At 65.7% G+C, this 25,109-nt stretch carries 29 protein-coding genes and 1 pseudogene; 14 read left to right on the forward strand and 16 right to left on the reverse strand.

Annotated features, from left to right (window positions below):
• Positions 1 to 14: 14 nt before the first annotated feature.
• The gene (locus ACNO8X_RS17990) at positions 15 to 632 is read left to right on the forward strand and encodes a TetR/AcrR family transcriptional regulator (RefSeq protein WP_418002106.1); all 618 of its coding nucleotides are present in this window, start codon (positions 15 to 17) and stop codon (positions 630 to 632) included.
• 49 nt (positions 633 to 681) lie between these two features.
• Positions 682 to 1,662, forward strand: a complete 981-nt coding sequence (locus ACNO8X_RS17995; protein ID WP_418002107.1) for an Acg family FMN-binding oxidoreductase — start codon at positions 682 to 684, stop codon at positions 1,660 to 1,662.
• Positions 1,663 to 1,794: 132 nt separating this feature from the next.
• Here the strand turns inward: ACNO8X_RS17995 and ACNO8X_RS18000 are convergent, their stop codons facing one another.
• The 5 genes from ACNO8X_RS18000 to ACNO8X_RS18020 form a co-directional block, all read right to left on the reverse strand.
• On the reverse strand, positions 1,795 to 2,820 hold the full coding sequence (locus tag ACNO8X_RS18000) for an Rv2578c family radical SAM protein (protein WP_418002108.1): 1,026 nt from the start codon (positions 2,818 to 2,820) through the stop codon (positions 1,795 to 1,797).
• A gap of 31 nt (positions 2,821 to 2,851) precedes the next feature.
• On the reverse strand, positions 2,852 to 3,448 hold the full coding sequence (locus ACNO8X_RS18005; RefSeq protein WP_418005948.1) for a PAS and ANTAR domain-containing protein: 597 nt from the start codon (positions 3,446 to 3,448) through the stop codon (positions 2,852 to 2,854).
• Between the two features lie 457 nt (positions 3,449 to 3,905).
• The gene (locus ACNO8X_RS18010; protein WP_260939204.1) at positions 3,906 to 4,061 is read right to left on the reverse strand and encodes a DUF6131 family protein; all 156 of its coding nucleotides are present in this window, start codon (positions 4,059 to 4,061) and stop codon (positions 3,906 to 3,908) included.
• A 53-nt stretch (positions 4,062 to 4,114) separates the two neighbouring features.
• Entirely contained in the window at positions 4,115 to 4,327 is a 213-nt protein-coding gene (locus ACNO8X_RS18015) for a hypothetical protein (protein WP_208112589.1), read from the reverse strand.
• A gap of 185 nt (positions 4,328 to 4,512) precedes the next feature.
• The gene (locus ACNO8X_RS18020; RefSeq protein WP_260939205.1) at positions 4,513 to 4,749 is read right to left on the reverse strand and encodes a CsbD family protein; all 237 of its coding nucleotides are present in this window, start codon (positions 4,747 to 4,749) and stop codon (positions 4,513 to 4,515) included.
• Positions 4,750 to 4,930: 181 nt separating this feature from the next.
• Between ACNO8X_RS18020 and ACNO8X_RS18025 the strand changes: the two genes are divergently transcribed.
• Complete coding sequence (locus ACNO8X_RS18025) at positions 4,931 to 5,266, forward strand: gamma-glutamylcyclotransferase family protein (protein ID WP_418002109.1); 336 nt, start codon at positions 4,931 to 4,933, stop codon at positions 5,264 to 5,266.
• A 4-nt stretch (positions 5,267 to 5,270) separates the two neighbouring features.
• Here the strand turns inward: ACNO8X_RS18025 and ACNO8X_RS18030 are convergent, their stop codons facing one another.
• Both ACNO8X_RS18030 and dtd read right to left on the reverse strand, forming a co-directional pair.
• Positions 5,271 to 5,702: a hypothetical protein gene (locus tag ACNO8X_RS18030; RefSeq protein ID WP_418002110.1), complete on the reverse strand. Its 432-nt coding sequence runs from the start codon at positions 5,700 to 5,702 to the stop codon at positions 5,271 to 5,273.
• A gap of 43 nt (positions 5,703 to 5,745) precedes the next feature.
• Entirely contained in the window at positions 5,746 to 6,186 is a 441-nt protein-coding gene (gene dtd, locus ACNO8X_RS18035; protein ID WP_418005949.1) for a D-aminoacyl-tRNA deacylase, read from the reverse strand.
• 44 nt (positions 6,187 to 6,230) lie between these two features.
• Here dtd and ACNO8X_RS18040 point away from each other — a divergent pair, with 44 nt between their 5' ends.
• Entirely contained in the window at positions 6,231 to 7,286 is a 1,056-nt protein-coding gene (locus ACNO8X_RS18040; RefSeq protein ID WP_418002111.1) for a catalase family peroxidase, read from the forward strand.
• Complete coding sequence (locus tag ACNO8X_RS18045) at positions 7,283 to 7,801, forward strand: cytochrome b (RefSeq protein ID WP_418002112.1); 519 nt, start codon at positions 7,283 to 7,285, stop codon at positions 7,799 to 7,801. Before ACNO8X_RS18040 ends, ACNO8X_RS18045 begins: the two co-directional genes overlap by 4 nt.
• A 15-nt stretch (positions 7,802 to 7,816) precedes the next feature.
• Here the strand turns inward: ACNO8X_RS18045 and hisS are convergent, their stop codons facing one another.
• Complete coding sequence (gene hisS, locus ACNO8X_RS18050; protein ID WP_418002113.1) at positions 7,817 to 9,076, reverse strand: histidine--tRNA ligase; 1,260 nt, start codon at positions 9,074 to 9,076, stop codon at positions 7,817 to 7,819.
• On the reverse strand, positions 9,073 to 9,738 hold the full coding sequence (locus tag ACNO8X_RS18055) for an MBL fold metallo-hydrolase (RefSeq protein ID WP_418002114.1): 666 nt from the start codon (positions 9,736 to 9,738) through the stop codon (positions 9,073 to 9,075). The genes hisS and ACNO8X_RS18055 overlap by 4 nt, the downstream gene beginning before the upstream one ends.
• Positions 9,739 to 9,771: 33 nt before the next feature.
• On the opposite strand from ACNO8X_RS18055, the gene ACNO8X_RS18060 reads away from it, so the two are divergent.
• The 3 genes from ACNO8X_RS18060 to zwf all read left to right on the forward strand — a co-directional run bounded on the left by ACNO8X_RS18060 (position 9,772) and on the right by zwf (position 13,165).
• Entirely contained in the window at positions 9,772 to 10,575 is an 804-nt protein-coding gene (locus tag ACNO8X_RS18060) for a DsbA family protein (protein ID WP_418002115.1), read from the forward strand.
• Between the two features lie 109 nt (positions 10,576 to 10,684).
• Positions 10,685 to 11,566: a peptidylprolyl isomerase gene (locus ACNO8X_RS18065; protein WP_418002116.1), complete on the forward strand. Its 882-nt coding sequence runs from the start codon at positions 10,685 to 10,687 to the stop codon at positions 11,564 to 11,566.
• Between the two features lie 96 nt (positions 11,567 to 11,662).
• Complete coding sequence (gene zwf / locus ACNO8X_RS18070) at positions 11,663 to 13,165, forward strand: glucose-6-phosphate dehydrogenase (protein ID WP_133761927.1); 1,503 nt, start codon at positions 11,663 to 11,665, stop codon at positions 13,163 to 13,165.
• A gap of 7 nt (positions 13,166 to 13,172) precedes the next feature.
• Here zwf and ACNO8X_RS18075 read toward each other — a convergent pair whose 3' ends face one another.
• Entirely contained in the window at positions 13,173 to 13,799 is a 627-nt protein-coding gene (locus ACNO8X_RS18075; protein ID WP_418002117.1) for a TetR/AcrR family transcriptional regulator, read from the reverse strand.
• A 95-nt stretch (positions 13,800 to 13,894) separates the two neighbouring features.
• Between ACNO8X_RS18075 and ACNO8X_RS18080 the strand changes: the two genes are divergently transcribed.
• The 3 genes from ACNO8X_RS18080 to ACNO8X_RS18090 are packed head-to-tail and all read left to right on the forward strand — an operon-like array spanning position 13,895 to position 17,996.
• On the forward strand, positions 13,895 to 14,326 hold the full coding sequence (locus tag ACNO8X_RS18080; RefSeq protein WP_418002118.1) for an MmpS family transport accessory protein: 432 nt from the start codon (positions 13,895 to 13,897) through the stop codon (positions 14,324 to 14,326).
• Complete coding sequence (locus ACNO8X_RS18085; RefSeq protein WP_418002119.1) at positions 14,323 to 17,172, forward strand: RND family transporter; 2,850 nt, start codon at positions 14,323 to 14,325, stop codon at positions 17,170 to 17,172. The genes ACNO8X_RS18080 and ACNO8X_RS18085 overlap by 4 nt, the downstream gene beginning before the upstream one ends.
• Complete coding sequence (locus tag ACNO8X_RS18090; protein ID WP_418002120.1) at positions 17,169 to 17,996, forward strand: thioesterase family protein; 828 nt, start codon at positions 17,169 to 17,171, stop codon at positions 17,994 to 17,996. Before ACNO8X_RS18085 ends, ACNO8X_RS18090 begins: the two co-directional genes overlap by 4 nt.
• Before the next feature lie 23 nt (positions 17,997 to 18,019).
• On the opposite strand, the gene ACNO8X_RS18095 is transcribed toward ACNO8X_RS18090, so the two are convergent.
• Together ACNO8X_RS18095 and ACNO8X_RS18100 are read right to left on the reverse strand one after the other, a co-directional pair.
• Complete coding sequence (locus ACNO8X_RS18095; protein ID WP_418002121.1) at positions 18,020 to 18,445, reverse strand: tautomerase family protein; 426 nt, start codon at positions 18,443 to 18,445, stop codon at positions 18,020 to 18,022.
• Positions 18,446 to 18,451: 6 nt separating this feature from the next.
• On the reverse strand, positions 18,452 to 19,153 hold the full coding sequence (locus tag ACNO8X_RS18100) for an SDR family oxidoreductase (RefSeq protein WP_418002122.1): 702 nt from the start codon (positions 19,151 to 19,153) through the stop codon (positions 18,452 to 18,454).
• A gap of 93 nt (positions 19,154 to 19,246) precedes the next feature.
• Between ACNO8X_RS18100 and ACNO8X_RS18105 the strand changes: the two genes are divergently transcribed.
• Both ACNO8X_RS18105 and ACNO8X_RS18110 read left to right on the forward strand, forming a co-directional pair.
• Positions 19,247 to 19,717 carry a winged helix-turn-helix transcriptional regulator gene (locus ACNO8X_RS18105; protein WP_418002123.1) on the forward strand — a complete coding sequence of 157 codons (471 nt, stop codon included), beginning with the start codon at positions 19,247 to 19,249 and terminating at the stop codon, positions 19,715 to 19,717.
• 53 nt (positions 19,718 to 19,770) lie between these two features.
• Positions 19,771 to 20,598, forward strand: a complete 828-nt coding sequence (locus ACNO8X_RS18110; protein ID WP_418002124.1) for a thioesterase family protein — start codon at positions 19,771 to 19,773, stop codon at positions 20,596 to 20,598.
• A gap of 4 nt (positions 20,599 to 20,602) precedes the next feature.
• Here the strand turns inward: ACNO8X_RS18110 and ACNO8X_RS18115 are convergent, their stop codons facing one another.
• Positions 20,603 to 21,481, reverse strand: a complete 879-nt coding sequence (locus ACNO8X_RS18115; protein ID WP_418002125.1) for a secretion protein EccK — start codon at positions 21,479 to 21,481, stop codon at positions 20,603 to 20,605.
• 1,065 nt (positions 21,482 to 22,546) lie between these two features.
• Between ACNO8X_RS18115 and ACNO8X_RS18120 the strand changes: the two genes are divergently transcribed.
• Positions 22,547 to 23,029: a hypothetical protein gene (locus tag ACNO8X_RS18120; protein WP_418002126.1), complete on the forward strand. Its 483-nt coding sequence runs from the start codon at positions 22,547 to 22,549 to the stop codon at positions 23,027 to 23,029.
• A gap of 82 nt (positions 23,030 to 23,111) precedes the next feature.
• Here the strand turns inward: ACNO8X_RS18120 and ACNO8X_RS18125 are convergent, their stop codons facing one another.
• The 3 genes and pseudogenes from ACNO8X_RS18125 to ACNO8X_RS18135 form a co-directional block, all read right to left on the reverse strand.
• Positions 23,112 to 23,939: a hypothetical protein gene (locus tag ACNO8X_RS18125; protein WP_418006073.1), complete on the reverse strand. Its 828-nt coding sequence runs from the start codon at positions 23,937 to 23,939 to the stop codon at positions 23,112 to 23,114.
• 93 nt (positions 23,940 to 24,032) lie between these two features.
• Positions 24,033 to 24,257, reverse strand: a pseudogene (locus ACNO8X_RS18130) (hypothetical protein); the annotation flags it as partial.
• 50 nt (positions 24,258 to 24,307) lie between these two features.
• Positions 24,308 to 25,060: a hypothetical protein gene (locus ACNO8X_RS18135; protein WP_418002127.1), complete on the reverse strand. Its 753-nt coding sequence runs from the start codon at positions 25,058 to 25,060 to the stop codon at positions 24,308 to 24,310.
• Positions 25,061 to 25,109: the final 49 nt, after the last annotated feature.

Raw genomic sequence — 25,109 nt, forward strand, 5'->3', positions numbered from 1 at the left:
TAACCTCAGTCGCCATGGCGAAGTCGACCGCCGGAGTGGCAAGCAACAGTCTCGACGGTGAGACGCGCGCCAGACAATTCATGCGCTCGGCGCTCGACATCCTCGGCGAGACCGGCCGCACGGAGTTCACCGTGCTCCAGGTCGTGGAACGTTCGAAGACGTCGTTGCGGGCTTTCTATCAGCACTTCGCCACGAAGGACGAGTTGGTGCTGGCGCTGATCGACGCGATGCTGACCGAGTTCGTCACAACGTGGCAAGCCGAAGCGGCGGAACTGGAGCCCGCGGCGGCACTGCGCGCGCTGGTCGACCGCATCTGCGTACCGCCCGCGTCCAGCACGCAGGACAGCATCAATCGTGGGCTGACCTTCTACCACGATCGCCTGGCCGAGACGATGCCCGACGACTACGGCCGGGTGCTGACACCGCTGCACGCACTCATCGTCGACATCCTCGAACGCGGCGCCGCCGATGGCACCTTCCGGCCGGGCCTGGATATCGAAACCTCCGCGGCACTGGTCATGCAGACCATCTTCGGCGCCCTCCGGTTGCGCGCGCTGGGTCCAGGACTCGAACTCACCCCCATCGGCAGCGACCGCATCTACGCGTTCTGCCTGCGCGCGTTGGAGAAATGATGACTTCTAGCCCTGTCTGAATCGGCCCGGTGCGGGGCAGCGTGGACTCATGACGAAAACCGCCATCGCACTTCGGGACATCGAGGACGCAGTCCACTCGGCATGCCGCGCCCCGTCATTCCACAACAGCCAGCCGTGGTCCTGGGTGCTGGAATCGACGACCTTACGGCTGTTCCTCGATCCCGATCACTTGGTGGACACCGATGGCTCAGGCCGGCAGGCGCTGCTGAGCTGTGGGGCCGCGCTCGACCATCTGCGGGTCGTCGCGGCGGCGCGCGGCTGGGACATCCTGGTAGACCGCTTTCCGAACCCGAACAACCGGAACCATCTGGCAGACATCGAGTTCCGACAGTCGGCCGGCGTCACTGCGGCACAGCGCCGGGACGCCGAAGCCGTCGCGAGCCGGCGGTCCGACCGGCTGCCCTACGACCCGGTGGAAAATCCGTCGGCGTTCGAGATGATGCTGCGGCTGGCTGTCGAGGACCACCCCACCCACGTCGACCTGATTGCACCGCAGCAACGTAGCGAGGTGGCCAATGCCTCCCACCTCGCAGAGGCGCTACGCATGTACGACACCGCGTACCATGCCGAATTGACCTGGTGGACCGCACCTTTCGGGGCAACCACCGGGATACCGCACAGCGCCCTGGTTTCGGCCGCCGAATCCGACCGCGTCGAGGTCGGACGCACCTTCCCCGTCACGCACAACCGGGAACGGCGCCAACATACCGGGGACGATCAGGCCACCATCGTGGTGATCTCGGCATTCGACGACACCCCGCGAGACATCCTGGCGTGTGGCGAGACGTTGTCGGCGGTGCTGATCGAAGCCACAGCCGCGGGGCTCGCCAGTTGCACCCTCACCCACGTGACCGAACACCCCGCCACCCGCGACATCATCAGCACGCTCACCGGGCATCCCTTACCGCAGGCACTGGTACGGATCGGAAACGCGCCGGCGCTGGACGACGTCCCACCGCCGACACCACGCCGTCCACTGTCGGACGTTTTTCACGTCCGGCTCGAATGACGGCGACGTAGGCTGGCCCCATGCGTGCATGGCGAGTGCGTACGCCCGCGCCGATCGATCGCGGCCCACTCGAATTCTGCACTGCCACAATCCCTGAACCCGGTGCCGGCGCAGTGCTCCACGTTGGTTGAGTCAGAACAACGCAGGCTGCACCGCCCCGGCGGCCACTGCCGCCGGGGCGGTACGCACGGTGTCAGGTCTGTGTCCGCTGCCGCCGAGGCCGTACCGGGCAACCAGCGGTGCCACTCGGGTACGTAACCGCTCGCGGTACTCCGGTCCGAGATACGCACCGCGCCCATACAATTCGCGATACCTGGGCAGCAGTTCCGGATACGCCGAGCCCAGCCACGCCAGGAACCATCCGCGCGTCGCGCCGCGCAGATGCAGCCCGAACACCGTCACGCCGGTGGCACCGGCCGCCGCGATCCGCGACAACAGCGCATCCAGCTGGTCGGCTGAGTCGGTGAGGTACGGCAGCACCGGCGCCACCATCACGTGGCAGCCGAGTCCCGCCTCCGCTATCGCCGAGATGAGCTCCAGCCGCGCGGCGGGCGTCGGCGTGCCCGGTTCGACCGACCGGTGCAGGTCCACATCCAACATCGCCAACGACACCGCGACGCTGGCCCCGACCCGCGTTCCCGCATCGACGATCAGCGGCAGATCGCGCCGCAACAGCGTGCCCTTGGTCAAGATCGAGAAAGGAGTCCCGGAATCCGCCAGCGCCGCAATGATTCCCGGCATCAGCGCATACCGCCCCTCGGCCCGCTGATAGGGATCGGTGTTGGTGCCCAACGCGACCGCATCGCGCGTCCAGGACCTCCGAAAGAGCTCCCGGCGCAACACTTCTGCGACGTTCGTCTTCACCACGAGTTCACGGTCGAAGTCGTTTCCGGAGTCGAAGTCCAGGTACTCATGGGTGGGCCGCGCGAAGCAGTACCGGCAGGCGTGCGAGCAGCCGCGGTAGGCGTTGACGGTGTACCGGAACGGCAGATTCGACGCTTCCGGCACCTTGTTCAACGCCGACTTGCAGAGCACTTCATGGAACGTGATGCCGTCGAACTTCGGCACCCGGATGCTGCGTACCAACCCGAGACGTTCCAGGCCCGGCAGGGCCCCGTCCGCTTCGGCCCGCGTCACCGCCTGCCCGTCCCACCGCATACCTACATTCGAACAATTGTTCGACTACTTGTCAAGCCTCGTCATCCTCGTCATCACCGGGACCGTCGACGAGCAACAGATGGTCGATCGCGGTGACGGTCTCGGGAGCCAGGCCCTCGTGAATCACCGCCTCCAGCAACCGGGTCGCGACAGTCCGGAGCTTCGTCTGGGTAGCCTGCGAACGCCATTTCAGAATCTCGAAGGCGCGATCATCGTCGATTCCGTAGGCCGCCATGAGGATGCCCTTGGCCTGATCAATCACAGCGCGCGATTCCACCACCGAGGCCATCGCCACGGTGAGATCGGACTGGATACCGGCCGTGACATCGATGTAATAGCCGTGGGTACCGATCGTCTCGCCGGCATCGTCGGTCATCCGGTCGCTGACCACCACGACCCAGTGGATTTTCCCCTCTGCATCGACGATGCGATGCCGGCTGCTGAACAGGCCACCGGTCTGGACCCGCTTGAGAATCTCGGCGACTTTGGCGCGGTCGTCCGGATGCTTGTGGCTCAGCAGCAACTCGGTGGTGGGCTCCACTTCGCCCAGCGCGTAGCCGTGCATTCGGGCGACCGCCGCGGACCACACCCACCTCTGGTCGGCAAGAAGAAACTGAAAGCTGCCCACATGTTGACTGTCGCCGCCGCTGAATACGGCAGCGACGTCCCAGGATTCGGAGTCGGCGATCTCGCCGTTGGATTTAGTCATATTGTTGTTGGGTGGCAGGGAGCCGAGCAACATATTAACGCCACAGCCACCACCAGGCAGGGCGGTTTGGCAGCTGCGCCCACCGGGTACAGCTCCGAGGTGAGCCATGAAGAGTTCCCGGATGAAGTCCCTGAGGCCGACGCCGCCGAGCAAGCACGCGCCATCCGCGAGCAGGTACCAGACGAGGAGGCCGCGGTCAGCGGTCCGACTGCGCCGCCGACGGACGCGCCGGCGCACGACTGGCAGGAACAGACGGAGGATGTCGAAATAGACTCTGACGAAGACGATTTCGGCCGCGATGCCTGATTGTCGTCTGCGCCGACACGGTGCAAGAGAGCCCGGGCCTTGGCCCGGGCTCTCTTGCCATCGACCTCCATCAATACCAGTGGCGCCGACCGGCGACGCTGTGGCCGGCTGTGCCGAGCAACCAGAACACCGCGCCGACCACGACGAGCACGATGCCCAAGACCCACAACAGATACACGTTGAACACAAAGCCCAGGATGAGCAGAACAGCTCCCAAAGCAATCATGATGACCGTTTCCTTATCTCTCACTACATCTCAATTGGCCGGGCACGAGCGGCTCACCGCATCGAACTTGGTTGAGGCAGACGACAATCGACCACCCGCGGGTTGACCCCGGCGTAATTCAACGGTCCGGCGATCACCGTCAACGCGATGCGGCCGGCCGAGCCGCAGCTGGTATCGCCGCCGCGGAAATAGTCACGCTGCCACGCGGCGAGTACACCGACCAGCAGCCAGACCAGCACTATGACGCCAACGCTTCCTCGCAACATTGCTCCTCCTACATCGGCCCGAATGGCCTCCGGAAGATGAGTACCCCAGCGCTGCGGTCGGCAAACTAACGCGAGCGCAGATGCCCCGCCGGCACACAACGCACGTTTGACCGCGCACCCGTCGGGTACACAAGAAACGGCCCGATCTCCCCACGGTCAGGGGAGATCGGGCCGTTCAGTTGCGGCTACTGATTCCGCCGCTGTCGCTCCTCGGCCACCTGCGCACCGGCACGGGCCGCCTCGGCCTTCGCCTCATGCTTGGCCGCGTCCCGTTCGGCCTGCGCCTTGTCCTGCTGGGCCTGTCCCTCGCGGACCAGGTCGTCACGGCCGGTGACCACGCCCGCAGCTTCCTTCAGCTTGCCTTTGACGCCTTCCACCACGCCCTTGATTCCCTCTTCAGGGCCACTATTGCGCTCTCCCACGGGTTTCCTCCAAACATGGTTGGTTTCAATCCAATACAGCCGAATACGATCCAGCTAGACATGGGATACCCGTGCCGGCCTCGGTGAAACCTCAACTCGCCCAACGTTTCACAATTCCTGCAGCGGGTACGGCGTTGTGAAACGGGTTGATCGCCAGGCGGAAAACGGTACCGTCACGGTCGTGCCCGAACTGCTGTTCTCCTACGGAACCCTGCGCCAGCGCGACGTCCAACTGTCCACGTTCGGCCGTGAGCTGGATGGCTCCGACGACGCCATCGTCGGCTACCGCCTCGACTGGGTCACCATCACCGACCCGCACGTCATCGAGACCAGCGGCAGCGACCGGCACCCGATCCTGAAGTCGGGTACGCCGGAGGACGCCGTGGACGGCAGCGTGTTCGAGATCACCGATGCCGAACTGGTCGCCGCCGATGAATACGAGGTCGACGACTACCAGCGCGTGCAGGTGCCGTTACGGTCCGGCCGGCAGGCCTGGGTCTACGTGTTCGCGGGTTAGCGAACTACCACTGGCCGAGCTGGCACTGGACGTTGTACGGCGCGGTCTGGTGCGCCGCCGACTGACCGTCGACCGCGATATCGCACGTCGAATCGGGGGCAGCCTGGCCACCGTGCGTGGTGCTGCTGACAGTGAAGATGGCCCACTGCGGGTCGGCGAGTGTGGTGGTGAACACCCACGGGGCGTCCGGTCCGACAGTGACCGTCTCACGCTTGAGGTAGGAGTAGGCGTCCGCGTTGTACGCAGCCTTGTTTGCCGGCTGGTTGACCAGGTAGAGCAGGTCGAAGGTCGCCGGGCCACCCACCGACAGCGTGTATCGGACTTCGTGACCAGCCGGGGCCGCGGCCGCCACCGGCGCCATCAGCCCAGCGGCTGCCACCGCTGCCGCGCCACACACCACTCCGAGCTTGACTGTCGCTTTACGCATGCCGGTCATATCGACTGACCGTACCGGACCGTTACACCCTGCATCAGGCGTATCACCCTGCCTGCAGTTCCAGCAGCACCGTCACCGGGCCGTCGTTGACCAGTTCGACGTGCATGTGGGCGCCGAACTGCCCGGTGGCGACCACTGCCCCCAGTTCCCGCAGCGCCGTCGCGAACTCGTCCACCAGCGGCTCGGCCACCGACCCAGGAGCGGCGGCGTTCCACGACGGCCGCCGGCCCTTGGCGGTGTCGGCGTACAGGGTGAACTGACTGACCACCAGAATCGGGGCACCCGCGTCGGCGGCACTGAGGTCACCGTCGAGGATGCGCAGCCGCCACAGTTTGTCGGCCATCTTGCGCACCACCGCCGCGTCGTCGGTGTGGGTGAGACCGACGAGCGCCACCAGGCCCTGCGGATTGGGGGCGATCTCGCCGACGGTGTGCCCGTCGACCGTCACCCGCGCCGACGACACCCGTTGCACCAGTACCCGCACGTTCGCAGATGTTGCCACAGGACTTTGTGGTACCTGTGGTGGTCATGGACGGCCCATCCTGGCGCGGCACTCCCCTGACCCGGCGTTCGATCCTGGTCGGGCTCGGCGCCGTCGGCGCATTCCTCGCCGTGGATCTCGGACTGGTCGCGTACACCAGCCGCGCCGGCACCCTGACCCGCCAGACGTTCCTCGACGGCTTTCAGAAGGTCTTCGGTGATCACCCCGGATTCCGGAAGAACCACGCCAAAGGCGTCTCGGTGGTCGGCCATTTCATGAGCAACGGCAACGCGGCGGTCCTGTCCCGTGCCGCGGTCTTCGGGCCGGGTGAGGCGCCCGTCGCGGGCCGGTTCTCGCTGGCCGGCGGCAACCCGACGGTCGCCGACACTCCTGGCGCGGCACGCGGGCTCGGCCTGGCCATCGGCTTCCCCGGCACCGGCCAATGGCGGACCGCAATGCTGAATATCCCGGTGTTCCTTGATAATTCACCTCAGGGCTTCTATGACCGGTTGCTGGCGTCCAAGCCGGTCGCCGGCACCGGTAAGCCAGACCCGGAGGTCATGACCGACTTCCTCAGCCGGCATCCGGAGACCGCGGCAGCGATGGCACTGGTCAAGAAGAGCCCGCCCACACCAGGTTTCGCCGACAGCACGTTCTGGGGCCTGAATACGTTCTATCTGGTGAACCACTCCGGCGCCCGTACCCCGGTCCGCTGGTCGTTCGTCCCTCAACAGACCGCACTACCGCCGAAGTCCGACGACCCCAACGCTTTGTTCGACGCACTGATCCTGCAGTTGAAAAAGGCTCCGCTGCAGTGGAATCTACGACTGACGGTCGGACGCGACGGCGACCCGATCGACCCGACGTTGCCCTGGCCGGCCGATCGGCAGGTCATCGACGCCGGGGTCCTGACCCTCACCGAAGCCCAGACCGATGCCGCCGGCAACGCCCGCGACATCAACTTCGATCCCCTGGTCCTGCCCGACGGCATCGAGCCGTCGGACGATCCGCTGCTCAGTGCGCGGTCGGCGGTGTACGCGGGGTCGTACCGGGCGCGAACCACCGAGCCGAAAACCGCTCCGGCCGTTCAGGTGACCCCGTGACCGGCCGCTTCCCGATCCGCACCCGGGTGTTGCACTGGCTGACCGCGGTGGCGGTCTTCGCCGCACTGCTGATCGGCTTCACGATGACCAACGAGATCGGCTCCCATGGCGCCCTGGTCGCCGTCCACATGACACTGGGTATCAGCATCCTGGTCATCGTGATCGTCCGCGCGGCAAACAGATTCACGCACAAGCCGCCGAAATGGCCCGACACGGTGGGGCCACTGGAAGGCAAACTGATCGCCGGGTCCGAGCTGGCGATGTACGCCATGCTGCTGGCGCAGCCGCTCGTCGGCTGGGCGATGGTGTCGGCGTCGGGCACCCCGGTCCGGGTCTTCGGCGGCCTGACACTGCCCGACATCGCGCCCTTCGACGCCGACCTGTACGGCATTCTGCGCTTTGCGCATTCGGTGGTGGCCTACCTGTTGGTCGCCGCAGTCGCGGCGCACGTCAGTGCCATCCTGCTGCACACCCTGACGCTGCGCGACGGCATGCTGCGCCGCATGACCCACTGAGCCCTCTGCGGTGGGTTAGCGCAGCAGCGCCGCTACCTGGGTGACGACGTCGGCGATGGGCACTTCGACCTGCTCGCCGGTCGACAGATTCTTGACGCCGACGGTGCCGGCCTCGATGTCGCGGTCACCGGCCACCAGGGCCACCTTGGCGCCGGAACGGTCGGCCGCTTTCATCGCGCCCTTGAGGCCGCGATCGCCGTAGCACATGTCGGTACGGACACCCGAACCACGCAGGGCCGCAACGATCTTTGCCAGTTCCAGCTTGGCCGGCGCGCCCAGCGGCACGGCGTAGACGTCGACGGCCGCAGGCGACGCGACCGTCTTGCCCTCGGCCTTGAGCGCCAGCACCGTGCGGTCCACGCCCAACCCGAATCCGATGCCCGACAGGTCCTGCCCGCCCAGCTGCTTCATCAGCCCGTCGTAGCGGCCGCCGCCACCGATGCCGGACTGGGCGCCGAGGCCGTCGTGGACGAACTCGAACGTGGTCTTGGTGTAGTAATCCAGGCCGCGGACCATGCGCGGGTTGATCACGTACGGCACGCCCAGCGCGTCCAGATGCGCCAGCACGGTGTCGAAGTGCTCCTTGGCGGCCTCCGACAGGTGATCGAGCATCACCGGGGCGTCGGACGTCATCTCCTTGACGTGCGGCCGCTTGTCGTCGAGCACCCGCAATGGGTTGATCTCCGCCCGCCGCCGCGTGTCTTCGTCGAGGTCCAACTTGAACAGGAAGTCCTGCAACAGCTTCCGGTACTGCGGGCGGCAGGTGTCGTCACCCAGCGAGGTGATCTCCAGGCGGAAACCGTCGAGCCCCAGCGAGCGGAAGCCGGCGTCGGCGACCGCGATCACCTCGGCGTCCAGCGCCGGGTCGTCGATGCCGATGGCTTCCACGCCCACCTGCTGCAGCTGGCGGTAGCGGCCGGCCTGCGGCCGCTCGTAGCGGAAGAACGGCCCGGAGTACCGCAGCTTGGCCGGCAGCGCGCCGCGGTCCAGACCGTGCTCGATGACGGCCCGCATGACGCCGGCGGTGCCTTCCGGGCGCAGTGTGACCGAGCGGTCACCGCGGTCGGCGAAGGTGTACATCTCCTTGGACACCACATCGGTCGACTCACCCACACCGCGTGCGAACAGCGCGGTGTCCTCGAATACCGGCAGCTCGATGTGGCCGTACCCGGCCAGTCGCGCGACGTTCAGCAGACCGTCGCGCACCGCGACGAATTCCGCCGAGTCCGGGGGCAGGTAATCCGGGACGCCCTTGGGCGCCTGAAAATCGCTCAACTTGATAAGCCTTCGAGGAATGGGTTGGTACGGCGTTCGGCGCCGATCGTGGTCTGTGGGCCGTGCCCAGGTAGTACCACGGTGTCGTCGTCGAGCACCAACAGTTTTGTCACGATCGAGTCCAGCAGGTCCCGGCCGCTGCCGCCCGGGAGATCGGTGCGGCCCACCGACTGCTTGAACAAGGTGTCTCCGGTGAATGCCAGCTCGTCGGGTCCATCACTCACGCGGAACACAACGGAGCCCCTGGTGTGCCCCGGGGTGTGGTCCACCGTGACGGTGATCCCGCCCAGCTCCAGCTTGTCGCCGTCCCGGTCGAGTTCGACGACCTGCTTGGGTTCGGAGAACAGCACTCCGAACGCCAACTGGGCCAGCCGCGGACCGAACCCCTTGATCGGATCGGTCAGCATGAACCGGTCCTCGGGGTGGATGTACACCGGGCAGCCGTAGGTGTCCGCCACCTTCTGCGCCGACCAGATGTGGTCGACGTGACCGTGCGTAAGCAGCACCGCCGACGGGGTGAGCCGGTTTTCATCCAGAATCTCGCGGATGCGGCCCATGGCCCGCTGGCCCGGGTCGACGATGATGGCGTCCGACCCGGCGCGCGCCGCAAGGATGTAGCAGTTGCACTGCAACATCCCGGCCGGAAACCCCGTCAACAACACGGCAACCAGTTTCCCACGTGGGAAACTGCCTCCATGACTCAGCCAGGACCGTGGGGACCCCCGCAGCCCAACCAACCCCAGTACTACGGTGTGCCACAACAATTTCCGGGTTTTCCACCGCCGAAGAAGTCCCGCACCGGCTGGGTGCTGTTCGCCGTGATCGCCGTCATTGCGCTGGTCGCGGCCGGTGTCGCCGCCATCATCGTGCTCCGCCACGAGAACACGCCGGTCGGTGGTGCCACCGAGACGTCCGCCACCGGTGATGGCCCGACCCCGCTGCGCTCGATCCGCCTCGCCGCGCCGAATGTCGCCACCAAACCCGGCAGCACCGAGCCGAAGGCCACGCTGACGGTCTACGAGGACTTCCTGTGCCCGTTCTGCGCCCGGTTCGAGCAGGTCTACGGCCCGACCATGAGCAAGCTGATCGCCGACGGCCGGGTCGCCGTGGACTACACCATGGTGTCGATCCTGGGCCGTGGTGACGTGAAGGCGTACTCGGTCCGTGCCGGTGCGGCGGCCTACTGCGTCGCTGACGCCGACACCGCCGCCTTCCAGCGGTTCCATGCAGCGCTGTTCGCGCACCAGCCCGACGAGTCGGCCGCGACGTTCCCGTCCGACGACGAGCTGGTCACGCAGGCCGAGAAGGCCGGCGCACCCGATTCGGTGGCCGACTGCATCGCGAGTGGCAAGAACCGCGACATGGTCAACGACGCCGTCAAGAGTTCGGGCATCAATTCGACGCCGACGGTGCTGCTCAACGGGACCGATATCGGCGACGCCCTGCTGCAGCATCCCGATCCGCAGGCGCTGCTGGACCAGCTCAAGTCCGTCAACTGACGGCTGGTCACGCGGGTCGCGGCCCCCGCATCCAGGGTGACCTGGCACACTCGGTGCCGACCATACGTCGGGGCACGTGTCCCCGACCGTGACGAGGAGGGCTTCGGCGGTGCCGACGAACGAACAACGGCGGGAAACCGCCAAGCGCAAGCTGGAACGCCAGTTGGAGCGCCGGGCCGAGAAGGCCCGCAAGCAGCGCATCATCACGATCGCCGCGTCCGTGGTCGCGGTGCTCGCAGTTGTCGGCGGCGTCGTCGGCGGCGTCATCTACCTCAACAAGGACTCGAAGTCCTCGTCGGCGACGGCCTCGGCGTCGACCGAGAGCTCGACGGCCCCGGCGCAGAACCCGCCCGCCGACGGCAAGCTGCCGCCGTTCGTGGCGCCCGCCGGCCTCGGCGAGAACTGCCAGTACCCGGCGTCGTCGGAGCAGGCCAGCAAGAAGGTCAACCCGCCGCGCACCGGCAAGATCCCGACCACCCCGGCCACGGTGACGGCCAGCATGAGCACCAGCCAGGGCAACCTCGGGCTGACGCTGGACAACGCCAAGACCCCGTGCACGGTGAACAGCTTCGTCAGCCTCGCGCAGCAGGGCTACTTCAACGACACCCCGTGCCACCGGCTGACCAAGGGTGGCCTCGACGTCCTGCAGTGCGGTGACCCGACCGGCTCCGGCATGGGCGGCCCGGGCTACCAGTTCGCCAACGAGTACCCGACCAACCAGTACCAGCCCGACAGCCCGGCGCTGAGCCAGCCGGTCGTCTACCCGCGCGGCACGCTGGCGATGGCCAACGCCGGCCCGAATACCAACGGCAGCCAGTTCTTCCTGGTGTACCAGGATTCGCAGCTGCCTCCGGGCTACACCGCGTTCGGCACCGTCGACGCCACCGGCCTGGCCACCCTGGACAAGATCGCCCAGAACGGCATCGAGGGCGGCGCCGGCGACGGCAAGCCCGCGCAGCCGGTCAACGTGAAGTACATCCAGCTGGACTGACAGCTTCGCGTCGAGGCCCGGTCACCGATCACGGTGGCCGGGCCTTCTTCGTTGTAGGCCCTGCGCGGACCCCGTCGCGGTGGAATCATGCGCATCGTGGCGAACACCAAACCGCAGACCATCTCGTACCCGGCGCCCGGCTCACGGCCGAACCGCCACGACGATGTCGCCGTCGACCCACACGTCATCGTGTTGTTCGGCGCGACCGGAGATCTCGCCAAACGCAAACTACTGCCCGGCCTGGCCTATCTGGACCAGTCCGAGCTGGCACCTGACATCCAGATCGTCGGGACCTCGTTGGAGGATCTGACCATCGACGAATTCCGGGAGCTGGCCAGGGCGGCGATCGACGAGTTCGGCAGCCATCACCTGACACCCGAGCAGTGGGAACGGTTCGCCGCAACGCTCACCTACGTCCCGCAGGGCGCCGGGCCGTCGGGACTGGCGGCAGCGGTGGCCGCGGCGGAGAAGAGGCTGGGCCCGAATGTGCGCCGGCTGCACTATCTTTCAGTGCCGCCGAAGGCCGCGCGAGCAGTGATCGCGACGCTCGACGAGGCCGGTCTGGTCGAGCGCTCGCGCGTCGTGATGGAGAAGCCGTTCGGTACCGACCTGGCCAGCGCAGTCGAGCTGAACGACTTCGTCCACGAAACTTTTGACGAGGATCAGATTTTCCGGATCGACCACTTCCTGGGCAAGGAAGCCGCACAGAACATCCTGGCGTTCCGGTTCGCCAACGGCCTGTTCGAGCCGATCTGGAACCGCAATTTCATCGACCACATCCAGATCGACATCCCGGAAATGCTGGGCCTGGACCAGCGGGCGAACTTCTACGAGAGCACCGGCGCGTACAAGGACATGGTGGTGACCCACCTGCTGCAGGTGATGGCCTTCGTGGTGATGGAGCCGCCGACGGCGCTGGAGCCACGGGCCATCAGCGAGGAGAAGAACAAGGTCTTCCGGTCGATGCTGCCGATCAAATGCTCCGACGTGGTCCGGGGCCAGTTCACCGGCTACCGCGAACTCGACGGCGTCTCAAGGGATTCCGATACCGAGACATTCATCGCGCTGAAGGTTCGCGTCGACAACTGGCGCTGGGCCGGTGTGCCGATCTACCTGCGCACCGGCAAGAAGATGGCCGAGGGCATGCGCATCATCTCGATCGCGTTCAAAGAGGCCCCGCGCACCATGTTTCCGTCGGGTTCGGGCGTCGGCTCCCAGGGACCCGACCACCTGACCTTCGACCTCGCCGACAACTCGAAGGTGTCGCTGTCGTTCTACGGCAAGCGACCTGGTCCGGGCATGAAGCTGGAGAAGCTGTCGATGCAGTTCTCGGCCGGGGAGGCCGACGGAGCCGACCAGGTGCTGGAGGCCTACGAGCGGCTGATCCTGGACGCCATGCGCGGCGACCACACGCTGTTCACCACTGCCGAGGGCATCGAGTCGCTGTGGGCGAATTCGGCTGCACTGCTGGAGGATCCGCCGCCGGTCAAGAACTACCAGCCCGGGACCTGGGGCCCCAACGCCATTCACCAACTGATCGCACCCAACGCCTGGCGGCTGCCGTTCGAACGGGGTTGGCGGGAGGCCAAGAAGAAGTAGGCGGGGCTCAAGCCCGCGGCGTTGCGGCCGCCTGCTCGAGCTGCAGGATGGCCGCGTCCACCATGGTCTGGATGATTTCGCAGGTGCTGAAATCGCTCATCCACAGATGCGGGGTGTCGGTGCGGTGCAGCATCGCCACGCCGTGTAGCGCCACCGACAACGCCGCGGCCACGCGCTGCGCATCGGGACCCGGCTCGGAGTCCGGTTCCATGCCGCCGGCGGCCAACAGCCCGCGGGTCACCACCTCGAGAGCCTGGCGCGCCGACGGGGTGATCTCGTCGACCTTGACCATCAGGACGTACCGCAACGGAAAGCGTTGGGCGAAGGCGACATACGCGCGACACCCGAGCAGCAGCCGCTCTCGTCGCGTCTTGCCACTGGGCACCTGCTCGGCGATGTCCTGGCGCACCTGGTCCCAGCTCAACTCCGCGACGGCGGCCAGCACGTCCTCGCGGCTGTCGAAATGGGCGTACACCGACATGTTGGAGATGCCGGCTTCGCGCGCGATGCTGCGCAGCGACACCTCGTTGGTGGACGCGGACGCGTCGACCACCCGGATCGCGGCGGCCAGGATTTCGTCGCGCAGCAGTGCGCCTTGTCCTCGCACATTCCGCTGCCGTGTCGACCCTGCCATGCCTTCACCCTAATCGCCGCCGCCTGGCGAGGTGTGATGGTCGCCACCGCACCTTAACTATACATGCGTATACATACGGTCGTATGGTGCTTTGCATGAACTGGTTGCTCAAGACCGCGCGGCGCAGCTGGGTGCTGTTGACCGTTGTCGCGGTCGTCACGGTCGGGGGTTTCATCATCGACCGCTTCCACGGCGTGTTCGGCAGCCAGCAGTCCGCCGAATCCCGCACGGACAACATCGTTTCCACGATCCCGAAGTACGTGACGTACGAGGTGGACGGACCGTCGGACACCACCGGGATGATCAGCTACGTCGACGAGCGGGCGCAGCCGCAGCAGGAGCGCTTCACCTCACTGCCCTGGTCGAAGACGCTGACGACGACGGTGCCGAGCGTGTTCGCCAACCTCGTCGCACAGGGCGACAGCAGCCGGCTGACCTGCCGGATCGCGGTCAACGGCGAGCTGCGCGACCACCAGGCCGCCGAGGGCGCATCGGCGACCACCTTTTGCCTGGTGAAAGCAGCATGAGCGGCCAGCACGGCACCCGCGGCGGCTATCCCCGACTGATCCGCATCCTGTCGGTGCCGATCATCCTGATCTGGCTGGCTGCCACCGCGGCCACCAATCTGCTGGTGCCCAAGCTCGAAGTCGTCGGCGCGAACAACGCGGTGTCCCTCTCCCCGCAGGATGCACCGTCGGTCATCGCGACCAAGCACATCGGCACCAAGTTCGGCGAATTCGACTCGGACAGCGTGCTGATGATCATCATCGAGTCCGACCAGGCGCTCGGTGACACAGCGCGGCAGTACTACGGCGATCTGGTCCAACAGCTGCAGCGGGACACCACCCACATCGAGCATGTGCAGGACTTCTGGGGCGACCGCATCACCTCCGCGGGTTCCGAGAGCGAAGACCACAAGGCGGCGTACGTCCAGGTCAACCTGCGCGGCGACCAGGGATCCACGCAGGGCGTCGAATCTGTCGACGCGGTGCGGCACATCGTCGATCGCAGTCATCCACCGGCCGGGGTGAGAGCCTTCGTCACCGGCCAGGCGGCCCTGGTGGCCGACACCAACGAAGCCGGCGACAAGAGCATGGTCAAGATGACCGTGGTGACACTCGTCGTCATCACGGTGATGCTGCTGTTCGTATACCGTTCCCTCGCAACGACATTCATCGCCCTGCTGGTCGTGCTGACCGAGATGAGCATGGCCCGTGGGCTGGTTGCCGTGCTGGGCCACATCCACGCCATCAGCCTGTCCACGTTCGCGGTCAGCGTGCTGACCGCCCTGGCGATCGCCGCCGGCACCGACTACTGGATCTTCTTGGTCGGCCGGTATCACGAGGCGCGCAATGCCGGCGAGGACCGGGTAACCGCTTACTATTCAACGTTTTCCAGCGTCTATCACGTCATCCTCGGCTCCGGGCTGACCATCGCAGGCGCCATGATGTGTCTGCTGTTCACCCGGCTGAATTACTTCAACACCCTGGCCCTGCCTTGCGCGACCGCCATGGTCGTCATCCTGGTGATGGCGCTGACCTTCGCACCCGCGGTGATGGTCGTCAGCACCCACTTCGGCCTGCTGGACCCCAAGCGCGCCAACAAGACCCGCGGCTGGCGCCGCGTCGGCACTGCCGTGGTCCGGTGGCCCGGGCCCATCCTGGTCGCGGCCACCGCCGCCGCGCTGGTCGGCGTGCTGGCCCTGCCCGGTTACCGCACCAACTACGACAACCGCTTCTACGTGCCGAAAGACGTGCCGTCCAACATCGGCTATGCGGCCGCCGAAAAGCACTTCACCTCAGCGCGAATGAACCCGGACATGCTGATGGTCGAAGCCGACCACGACCTGCGGAACTCCCGGGACATGCTGGTGCTGGACCGGATCGCGAAGAACATCTTCCGGGTACCGGGCATCGCGCGGGTGCAGAGCATCACCCGGCCCCTCGGACCGCCGATGGAACACGGCTCGGTGCCGTTCCAGATCAGTGCTCAGGCCGTCTCGATGAACGAAAACCTGCAGTTCATGAAGGCTCGGCTCGGCGACGTCCAGACCATGACCGACCACCTCACCTCGATGATCGGCATCATGCGGCACATGCATGAGCTCAGCGTGCAGCTGGCCGATGCTACGCATGCTGGAGATGTTGCCGCACAGGACATGTCGGCCACCACCGCCGATTTGCGCAACCAGATCGCCGATTTCGATGACTTCTTCCGGCCGCTGCGGAACTACTTCTACTGGGAGCCGCACTGCTTCGACATTCCGATCTGCCATGCGATGCGCTCGGTGTTCGACGCCACCGACGGCTTCGACCGGCTCGCGGACAACACCAAGGCGCTGTCCGACGCGATGGGCAAGCTCGACACGGTGACGCCGCAGATCGCCGCTCAGCTGCCGCCGATGATCAGCCTGTCCACCGACGTCCGCGATCTGATGCAGACGATGCGCAGCACCTTCGACGGCATGGTCACCCAGATGGAGCGGATGACCGACACTGCCGCGGCCATGGGCCAGACGTTCGACGACGCGAAGAACGACGACATGTTCTACCTGCCGCCAGAGGCGTTCAGCAGCCCCGATTTTCAGCGCGGTATGCAGCTGATGCTGTCCCCCGACGGCAAGGCGGCGCGCTTCATCGTCACCCATGACGTGGATCCGGCCACCCTGGAAGGCATTTCGCACGTCGACGCCGAGTTGCAGGCCGCCAAGGAGGCAGTCAAAGGCACGCCGCTGGCCGGTGCGAAGTTCTACCTGGGCGGTACCGCCGCCACCTACAAGGACATCCAGCAGGGTGCGCACTACGACCTGCTGATCGCGGCGCTCGCGGCGATCATCCTGATCTTCGTGGTGATGCTGCTGATCACCCGGGCGCTGGTCGCGTCGATCGTGATCGTCGGCACCGTGGTGTTATCTCTCGCCGCGTCCTTCGGCCTGTCCGTGCTCATCTGGCAGTACTTCCTGGGCATCGAGTTGCAGTGGCTGGTGATCGCCATGTCGGTGATCGTGCTGCTGGCCGTCGGTTCCGACTACAACCTGCTGGTGGTGTCCCGCTTCAAGGAAGAGATCGGCGCGGGTCTGCGCACCGGACTGATTCGCGCCACCGGCGCCACCGGCGGCGTGGTCACCGCAGCCGGGCTGGTGTTCGCGTTCACCATGATCTCGATGGTCGCGAGCGACCTGCGATCGGTCGGCCAGATCGGCACCACCATCGGGCTCGGCCTGTTGTTCGACACCTTCGTGGTGCGCTCCCTGATCACTCCGTCGATCGCGGCGCTGCTCGGGCGCTGGTTCTGGTGGCCCCTGAAGGTCCGGACCCGTCCTGCCCGCACCGCGCAAACCGCAAGCACAACACCGGAATTGGAGATGGCATGACATCCCACCCCTTCACCGACCTGACCACCGTCACCGCCGTCGATGCCGGCACGTTCACCGCCAACATCGACGCCAGGTGGACCATCGGCCCCAAAGTGCACGGCGGCTGCATGATGGCGGTATGCGCCGCGGCCGCTCGCCGCAGCGTCCCCGACGCTGCCGAACTGGCACCGATTGCGTTGAGCGCCAACTACCTCAGCGCACCTGACCCCGGCGAGGTCCAGCTCAGCACCACGATCCGCAAACGCGGCCGCCAAGTGAACCTCGTCGAGGTCGAGCTGTCCCAACGCGGCCGGGTCGCCGTGACGTGTTCGGTCACGCTCGGGCAGCTCGACACCAAGCCGCCGCGCCATCAGGTGCCGCTGGCCCCGACGGCCATGCCGGCCGAGCCACCAGCCGATGCGGTACCGGTCACTCCCGACCACCCCGTCGGGCACGTCGTCCACGTGGCGCAGGGCTGCGACATGCGCCTGGACGCCGCCACACCGTTCCTCACCGGCGCCGAAGGTGAGCCGGTGACCCGGCTATGGTTGCGTCCCTTCGCATCCGACGAAGCCGATCCGGAGGCGGCCATGCTGTTCGCACTGATGGCCGGTGACATCACACCCCCGGTCACCATGAACCGCGGGCACTTCGGGTGGACGCCGACGGTCCAGCTGACCACCTACCTACGCCGCCGGCCGGCACCCGGTTGGCTGCGAGTCATGGCCAGTTCCACCGTCGTCGGCGACACCTGGTTCGAAGAGGATCACGTCATCCTCGACGCCAACGGCCAGGTGGTCGTGCAGAGTCGACAAATGGCAATGCTGCCGTTGGGGTCGTGACCCCAACGGCAGCATTGACGTGATCAGTACGCAGAAACCGCGTTCTCTGCGAACCAACGCTTTTCGGCGTCGGAGCCCATGGGCGGCGGGATCAATCCGTTGATCATCCAGAGGTCCTCGCTCGTCTCGTCGACGTGGAACTCCCAGTGCGGGTTGTCATGCGCTTCCAAGTACGGGCTGAGGATCGCCTTGATCCAGTGGGCAATCCGGTGGCGATGCTCTCTGTCCGCGGCCCGCCGGGCGATGTGGTCGATGACCACCCGCAGCCCGACGTCGGTCTGCTCACCGCCGACATACAGGTCGCCCGAACGGGTTTCATTGAAGATCACGACGACGTAGAACCGCGGCAGCCCGGCCTTCTCGTAGTGATCGGTGATGCGGGACGCCAGCTCGCGCTTGTCCTCGGCGGTGAAGAAGTCCGGTGTGTGGTGAATGGTCCACAGCGGCATGGTTTTTCAGACTGCCATCGCGAAGGTCAGGTTCTCGACCGGGCCCGACAACGCCGACTTGACGCCCACCGAAACGTCATCGGCCAAGACTTCGACCGCGCCGGATTCCAGTCCGTCGACAATACTCTTCGCGATGTCCACGGCCGTGGTCTTGGGACCGGGAATGTCTGCGACCATGTCGGTCTCGATCAACCCGGCGTGCACGCCGACCACCTGCGTGCCTTGGGCGGCGAGCTCACCACGCAGCGAGTTGGTGACCGACCAGATCGCAGCCTTGGAGGCGCCGTATGCCGCGCTACCCGCCACCCACGACAGCACCGAGTGCATGTTGACCAGGGCGCCGCCACCGTTGGCCGCCAGGATCGGCGCGAAGGCCCGTGCCACCCGCAGCGGCCCGAACACGTTGATGTCGAACGTGGCCTCGATATCGTCGAAGCCACCGGTCAGCAGCGAGCCGGGCAACAGGATGCCCGCGTTGTTGAACACGATCTCGGCGTCCGATGCGATCTCCGCGAACGCGGAGACCGACGCCTCCGAACGCACTTCGAGTTCGACGGGGACCACCTCAGGCCGCTCGTCGGTGAACGACGACCGGCCCGTCGAGTAGACCTTGCGCGCTCCCCTGGCCAGCAGTTCGTCGACCAGGGCGGCGCCCAGACCCCGTCGACCGCCGGTCACCACAACTACTTTGCCTGCCACTGCGACCATCTTGACCACTCTCCCTTGCTGAATAACGAAGTCGTTACTAAGATGGAAGCACGGATATCTGAGTAACGCAAGCGTTATCCAAAAGAGGGTGTGATGGAGTTCGAAGAACGACTGCGCGACCGCCAGTGGACGATCGGCGATGGCTGCTCGGTGGCCAAGCTGCTGGACCTGCTCAGCACCAAGACGGTGTTCCTCGCGGTCCGCGAAAGCCTTTTCGGCACAACACGATTCGAAGACTTCGTCGACCGGATCGGGACGTCGGCGCCCGCGGTGTCCCGCGCCCTCAAGCAGTTGGAAGCTGCGCAACTGATGGTCCGGGTGCCCTACCAGGAGCCCGGCAAGCGCGTCCGGGACGAGTACCGGCTGACCGAGGCCGGTGAAGACCTGCTGCCGGTATACCTCGCGATGAGCCAGTGGGGCGACAAACATCTGCAGAACGGCGGCCGGGGCCCACTGTGCTTCGTCGACCGCGAATCCGGAAACCGGGTTGGCGTGATCGTCACCGATGATCCAAATGCTGCCACTGTTTCCGCAGGTGATATCGAGATCCGGGCCAACCGGTAGCGATCTTTGCCTGTTCCGGAATCAGCAACCACAACGTCACCGTTGGAGATGAAATGACTGCGCGCCCGTTCACCGACCTCACCACCGTCACCGCGGTGGGCGATGGCATCTTCACCGCCACCATCGACCCTGTATGGACCATCGGCCCGAAGGTGCATGGGGGCTGCATGATGGCGGTGTGCGCCGCGGCCGCGCAGCAGGCCATCGGGTCCGAGTCCGAACTGGCGCCGGTCGCCGTGACCGCCAATTACTTGAATGCACCTGACCCCGGCGAGGTACAGCTGACGACGACGGTCCGCAAGCACGGGCGCCAGGTCGCCCTCGTCGACGTCCAGCTGTCGCAGGACGGGCGCGCGGCGGTCAGTTGTGCCGTCACCCTCGGACCGCTCGATGCCAAGCCGCCGCGCTACCAGGAATCGCTCGCGGTGTCGTATCTGCCCGTCGAACCGCCCGCGGATGCCGTGCCGGTGAGCGCGGGTAACGCGGTGGGTGAGCTCGTACATGTGGCGCAGGGCTGCGAGTTCCTGCTCGACGCCGCGACGCCGTTCCTCTCCGGCGAAGAGGGCGACCCCGTCAACCGAATGTGGCTGCGGCCCTTCGCCGATGACGAGGCCAATCCCGACACTGCGCTGCTGTTCGCGTTGATGGCGGGCGACATCACTCCCCCGGTCACGATGAATCAGGGGTATTTCGGCTGGACGCCGACCGTGCAGCTCACCACCTACGTGCGACGGCGGCCGGCGCCGGGCTGGCTGCGGGTGCAGGCCAGCTCGACGGTGGTCGGCGAGACCTGGTTCGAGGAAGACCACGTCATCCTCGACTCCACCGGTCAGGTCGTCGTGCAGAGCCGCCAGCTGGCGATGCTGCCCAAGGGTATGTAGGTGCCTACGCGCCCAGTTCCACGAGCTGGGCGTCGCCCTGAATCGTCGAGAACTGTTGCCACCACACCCAATCGGTGATCGCTGCCCGCAGGTCTGCCGCGTACGGCGCGGTGTACGCCCGGTACAGCGCCGCGGACTCCTGCAGCCGGCCATAGGCGGCCAGCTTCTCCAGGTGCGCCGTCCGGTAGGTCTCGCCCGTCGTCTGCATCAACGGCCGGATCGATTCCATCCACGCCTTGCCGATGGCCGCCGGATCCGGCGGTACCAGCTGAACAGGCTGCGGCGGCAACGCTTCGTGCAGCTGAGCGTCCGGCCATTCGGCCAGCTTTGCTGCCGCCTCGGGCGCGATGATCTCCAGACGCGTGCGGCCCTTCATCAGCCCGTCAGTCGGAATATCTTCCGGCGGAATGACTTTCGTCTGCAAGCTGCCGGTGAACGGCTGCACTTCCTGCTCCGTGCCGATGACCACCTTCAGCGTCTTCTCGTAGAACGTGCACCACGCCTGGAGGGCGACGAACGGCTCACGAACCCAGCGGCCACGCTGACCCGCGGGGACATTCTCGTCAGCGCTGACGAAAATGACCTGCGATGGTAGGCACATCCCGTCCGGAATGAACGACACCCCATAGGAATTCGCGGCGATGATCTCGCCGTTGGTCGTCACGCCGACCGCCCACACGAAGTTCCACGCCATCGGCGGGATCGATGGCGGAGCGTGCAGCGCCGCCGCGATCCGCTCGGCGAACTGCACATCCGCGTCACCTGCCGACTTGCGCACCAGACCGGCCCGAGCCGCGGCGGCCATCGCATCGCGCTCGGCCCGCGCCGCCGTCACCGGGATCGGCGCTGCCGCTGCGGCGTTCTGCTGCTGGTTGGCCGACATCGGCGCGACACCTGGGCCACCCGGACCACCGGCACCCGCGCCCGGTTGCGCTACGGGCGCGGCTGGGGACGGCGTCGGAGCCGGACCCAGCGGCGCGGCTGGTGCCGCGCCAGCCGGTGTGCCTGGTGGTGCGGCCGCGGTACTAGCCGACGCTTGTGACACTGGCGCTGCTCCGCCGCCGCCAGCACCTGTAGCGGCTCCGGCCGCGGCCGAGGTTCCCGACGCTGCGCCTGTTTGCGCGGCCGGTTCGGGAGTCGCGAGTGACGCGGCAGTCGCCGCGGCGGCCAGTGGCTGCGTCGGAAGCTGGCCGAACGGGTTCTTCGGAGTCTGCTGTCCCTGACCCTGCTGGCCGGTACCTTGCTGGCCTGTGCCTTGTCCAGTGCCCTGGCCGGTCGGGGATCCTGACGGACTGCCTGAGGCTGAGCTTGCGGATGACGATGCCGAGGGCGCACTGGTCGACGTAGTCCCTGGCGAAGTCGGGCGCGAACCTGCTGGCGACGTCACCATATTGGCGCCGCCCGAGGGCATCGGCGCACCGGCTGGTGCTGTTTCAGCGGCTGCTGGCACCACAGGCTTCTGGGGAAGCGTCGCTGCATCAACGGCCCCTTTCGTTCCGCCGGCTCCGCCCACTTGCTCCTTACCTGAGTTGCCTTTATTCGCCTCAGCAGTGGGCGGGTTTACAACACCGTTGGTACTACCGGAGGTCCCGACCCGTTCGTCACCCGAACCAGCTGCCTCCTGGTGGATAGGAGTCTGTGGACTGACGGCCCCGGTCGTACCTCCTGAACCACCAACTCGGCCACCCCCGCCTCCGGGCGTCGCCCCCGGAGTGGTGGTAACCGGACCTGGAAGGCCAGGATTTTGGGGAGAAGGCAGAGCTGACGGCATGTGTCCGTCAGCGCCCGGGGTGCTGGGCGGGACACCCAGTTCATTCGCCAGTCCCGTCGCACACGCCGCCACAGCGGCGGTATTTTCTGCTAGGCCCGCGGCGATCATTGTATGAATCAGCTTCGTAAATGTCGCCGCCGAATTATAAAATACGTTGGCACCTGCATTGTCACCATTATGCGCAGCAGCCTGACCAGCCGCGAACATTTTGGTCGATGCATCTTCAAATGCCCGACATACATATTCAATGATCTCTGCAGTCTTATTGACCTCATATTTCGTCTGTACAACAGCAGATTCGGCGCGGAATATCTTTCGCGCAGCCGTGTACACAGCGGCACATGCATCCCCATACGACCCGAGGACGCCGGTAGCCGACGCCGTCGCAAGCCGGCCAGCCTCGCCTTGCCAGTCAGCCAATTCCATCCGCTGATGTGCGTGATGCGGAATCAGCTCGCCATCGAGATGATCACCCAACGCCATAAGCCCATTACCGATGTCGTTGAGCACCGTCTCATCGACATCCGGAAACGCAGCACCGACGACAGTCTGCCTACCGTAATAGCCCTTGCTGGCAGGTCCATCCGGCTTACTCGTTTCATCACCCGGATAGCGCTCAATCTTTGGCATCGCACATTAACCTTCCGCCAAAGCCGATAAGGTTCACGGAATTATCGCATTCACGATGACGGATCATCCTCAACAAATCTGGGACAATCGCGACCTACCATGCTAATTTCCTTCATCGACCAGCCGCATATTTGCACGCTCCAAGCATGACGCCGGGTGCGTATTGGCCCGCAGCATAGATGCTGTCGTCATTGGGCTGATATGTTGACAAAGCCTGGATGTATGTCCGCCTATACTGGACTCCCAGCAAGAGAAAATCTTGAACGATCGGGTTAGAGGTCTGTCGCGCCAATCTCTCCAGTGCATCTGCGGTAGAACTCATCACTGGCACGACAATAGTTGTGAGAGATTGCTGTTCTGGGGACCAGTTGCTCACCGGTATCTTCGGGTCTGTTTTCAACCAGTTCTTGAAATCTGGATTCTGCAATAACTGATCGATTGTCGGACTCAAGTCCTTGCATACGGTGTCGGGAGTCGCGAACATCCGCTGCGGATTAGTCAGGTCACCAATAGGCGCAACCGATGAGGGCGGATCCTGCGGAGGTGCCAAGGATGCGCGAGCCGCAGCCGAACCCGATGCCACCGCCGTACAAACATATGTAATCACTGCTGAAGCTGTCGATCCGGCGTCCGCCAAATTGTCGTCAATCGGCGTGTAGCTGCCAATGCTGTCCGCATATGCGCGCGAGTATGCAATAAATTGACCGTACAGTTCACGCATTACTCGGTGCGTGGTCATCTTTGCCAGTGGTACGGCCTGATCGGCTGCATTGCGCATCGCCTTGCCAACCGCCTCGAATTGAGACCGAACCTCAGGAGTCCAAGAAGCACTCGGTGCAGCTGGGTCCCGTTGCAGCCACCCCTTGTTCTCGACGTCATACAAGGTGCTATTGATCGGCCCCCACGGTGCACACGACGGATCCTCAGTGATGATGCCCACGGGACCTTTGTCGTTAGCGCTCGCGACATCGGACGGCGCGGCTGAAGTGTTGCTGCCTCCGCCACCACTACCGTTGCTGTCGCCAGTGTTCTTCGTGCATGACACCGCGACTGTGGCCGTCACCGCAATCACCGCGACCAATGACACCGCCCCGATAGCCCACTTAGCGGCGCCGCCCTTTTTCGGCGGAACCGGAGCCGGCCACGGCTGCTGCGGACCCCACTGCCCACCCGGACCAGGCTGACCTGGCGCCGGCTGGCCCGGCCAACTACCCGGCTGCTGCGGCGGGGGCGCACCCCACGTCGGCGGTTGCGTCACAGATCGCCCTCCCTCAAAAACTCACAACGCAAAACAGTCAAAACCGAAAATTACACATCAACTGCAGGATTTGCGGCGTGACGCCCCGGCCGCGGAGCATGCGACGACGGCGGAACCGGCGCAGTCGGGCCACTGCTCGGTCCGGCCGCGGCATGCTTTCCCTCAGCCTCGCGATCCTTCTTTTCCTCGGGCTTCTCGTCCCGTTTGTCCTCGCGGGCCTTTTCCTCGCCCGGCTTACGGTCCTCTGGCTTGACCTGTTGGCCAGCGGCCCCACCGACTCCGCCAGCGCCAGCCTCGCCCGGCTTGCCGCCGTCTTTACCGGCCTGGCCCGCCAGCTGCTGGACCTGCTGCCCAATCTGCTGGGCCGCCTGCATCGCGGTCTGCGGCACCGAACCGAGTGCCTGCATCGCCTGCGCCGGAGCCTGGAAGGCCTGCATCGCCATGCCCATCATCTGGCCGAACTGGCCCATGCCGCCGTCAGCGCCGCCGCCGGACTTCCCCGCCGCAGATGCCGGATTCAGACTTCCGTCAGCCTTCTGGATCGCCTGCGCGCCCGCGTCGTCCCCGCTCTGGTAGGCACCCCGAGCCGACGAGACCTTGCCCGCAAACGCATGATCTTCCGCCTGCGCAGCCGCGACCTTTGCGTTCGCACCATCAACCAACCCTGGGATGTACGACGAGAGCATCAGGCTGACCGGGTCAGCGCCCGCCGGGATACTCGCACTCTCAGCCGGCTGCACCGTGCCCGCCGACCACGACATGGTCTCCAGGTCGATCTTCAATTCACCGCTCAACGCGTCCACCCCCACTTCTGGACAGTCCCGCATCTGAGATTACCCGCACCACCAACCA

The organism is Mycobacterium sp. PDNC021 (genome assembly GCF_048282635.1).
Classification (GTDB): Bacteria; Actinomycetota; Actinomycetes; order Mycobacteriales; family Mycobacteriaceae; genus Mycobacterium; species Mycobacterium llatzerense.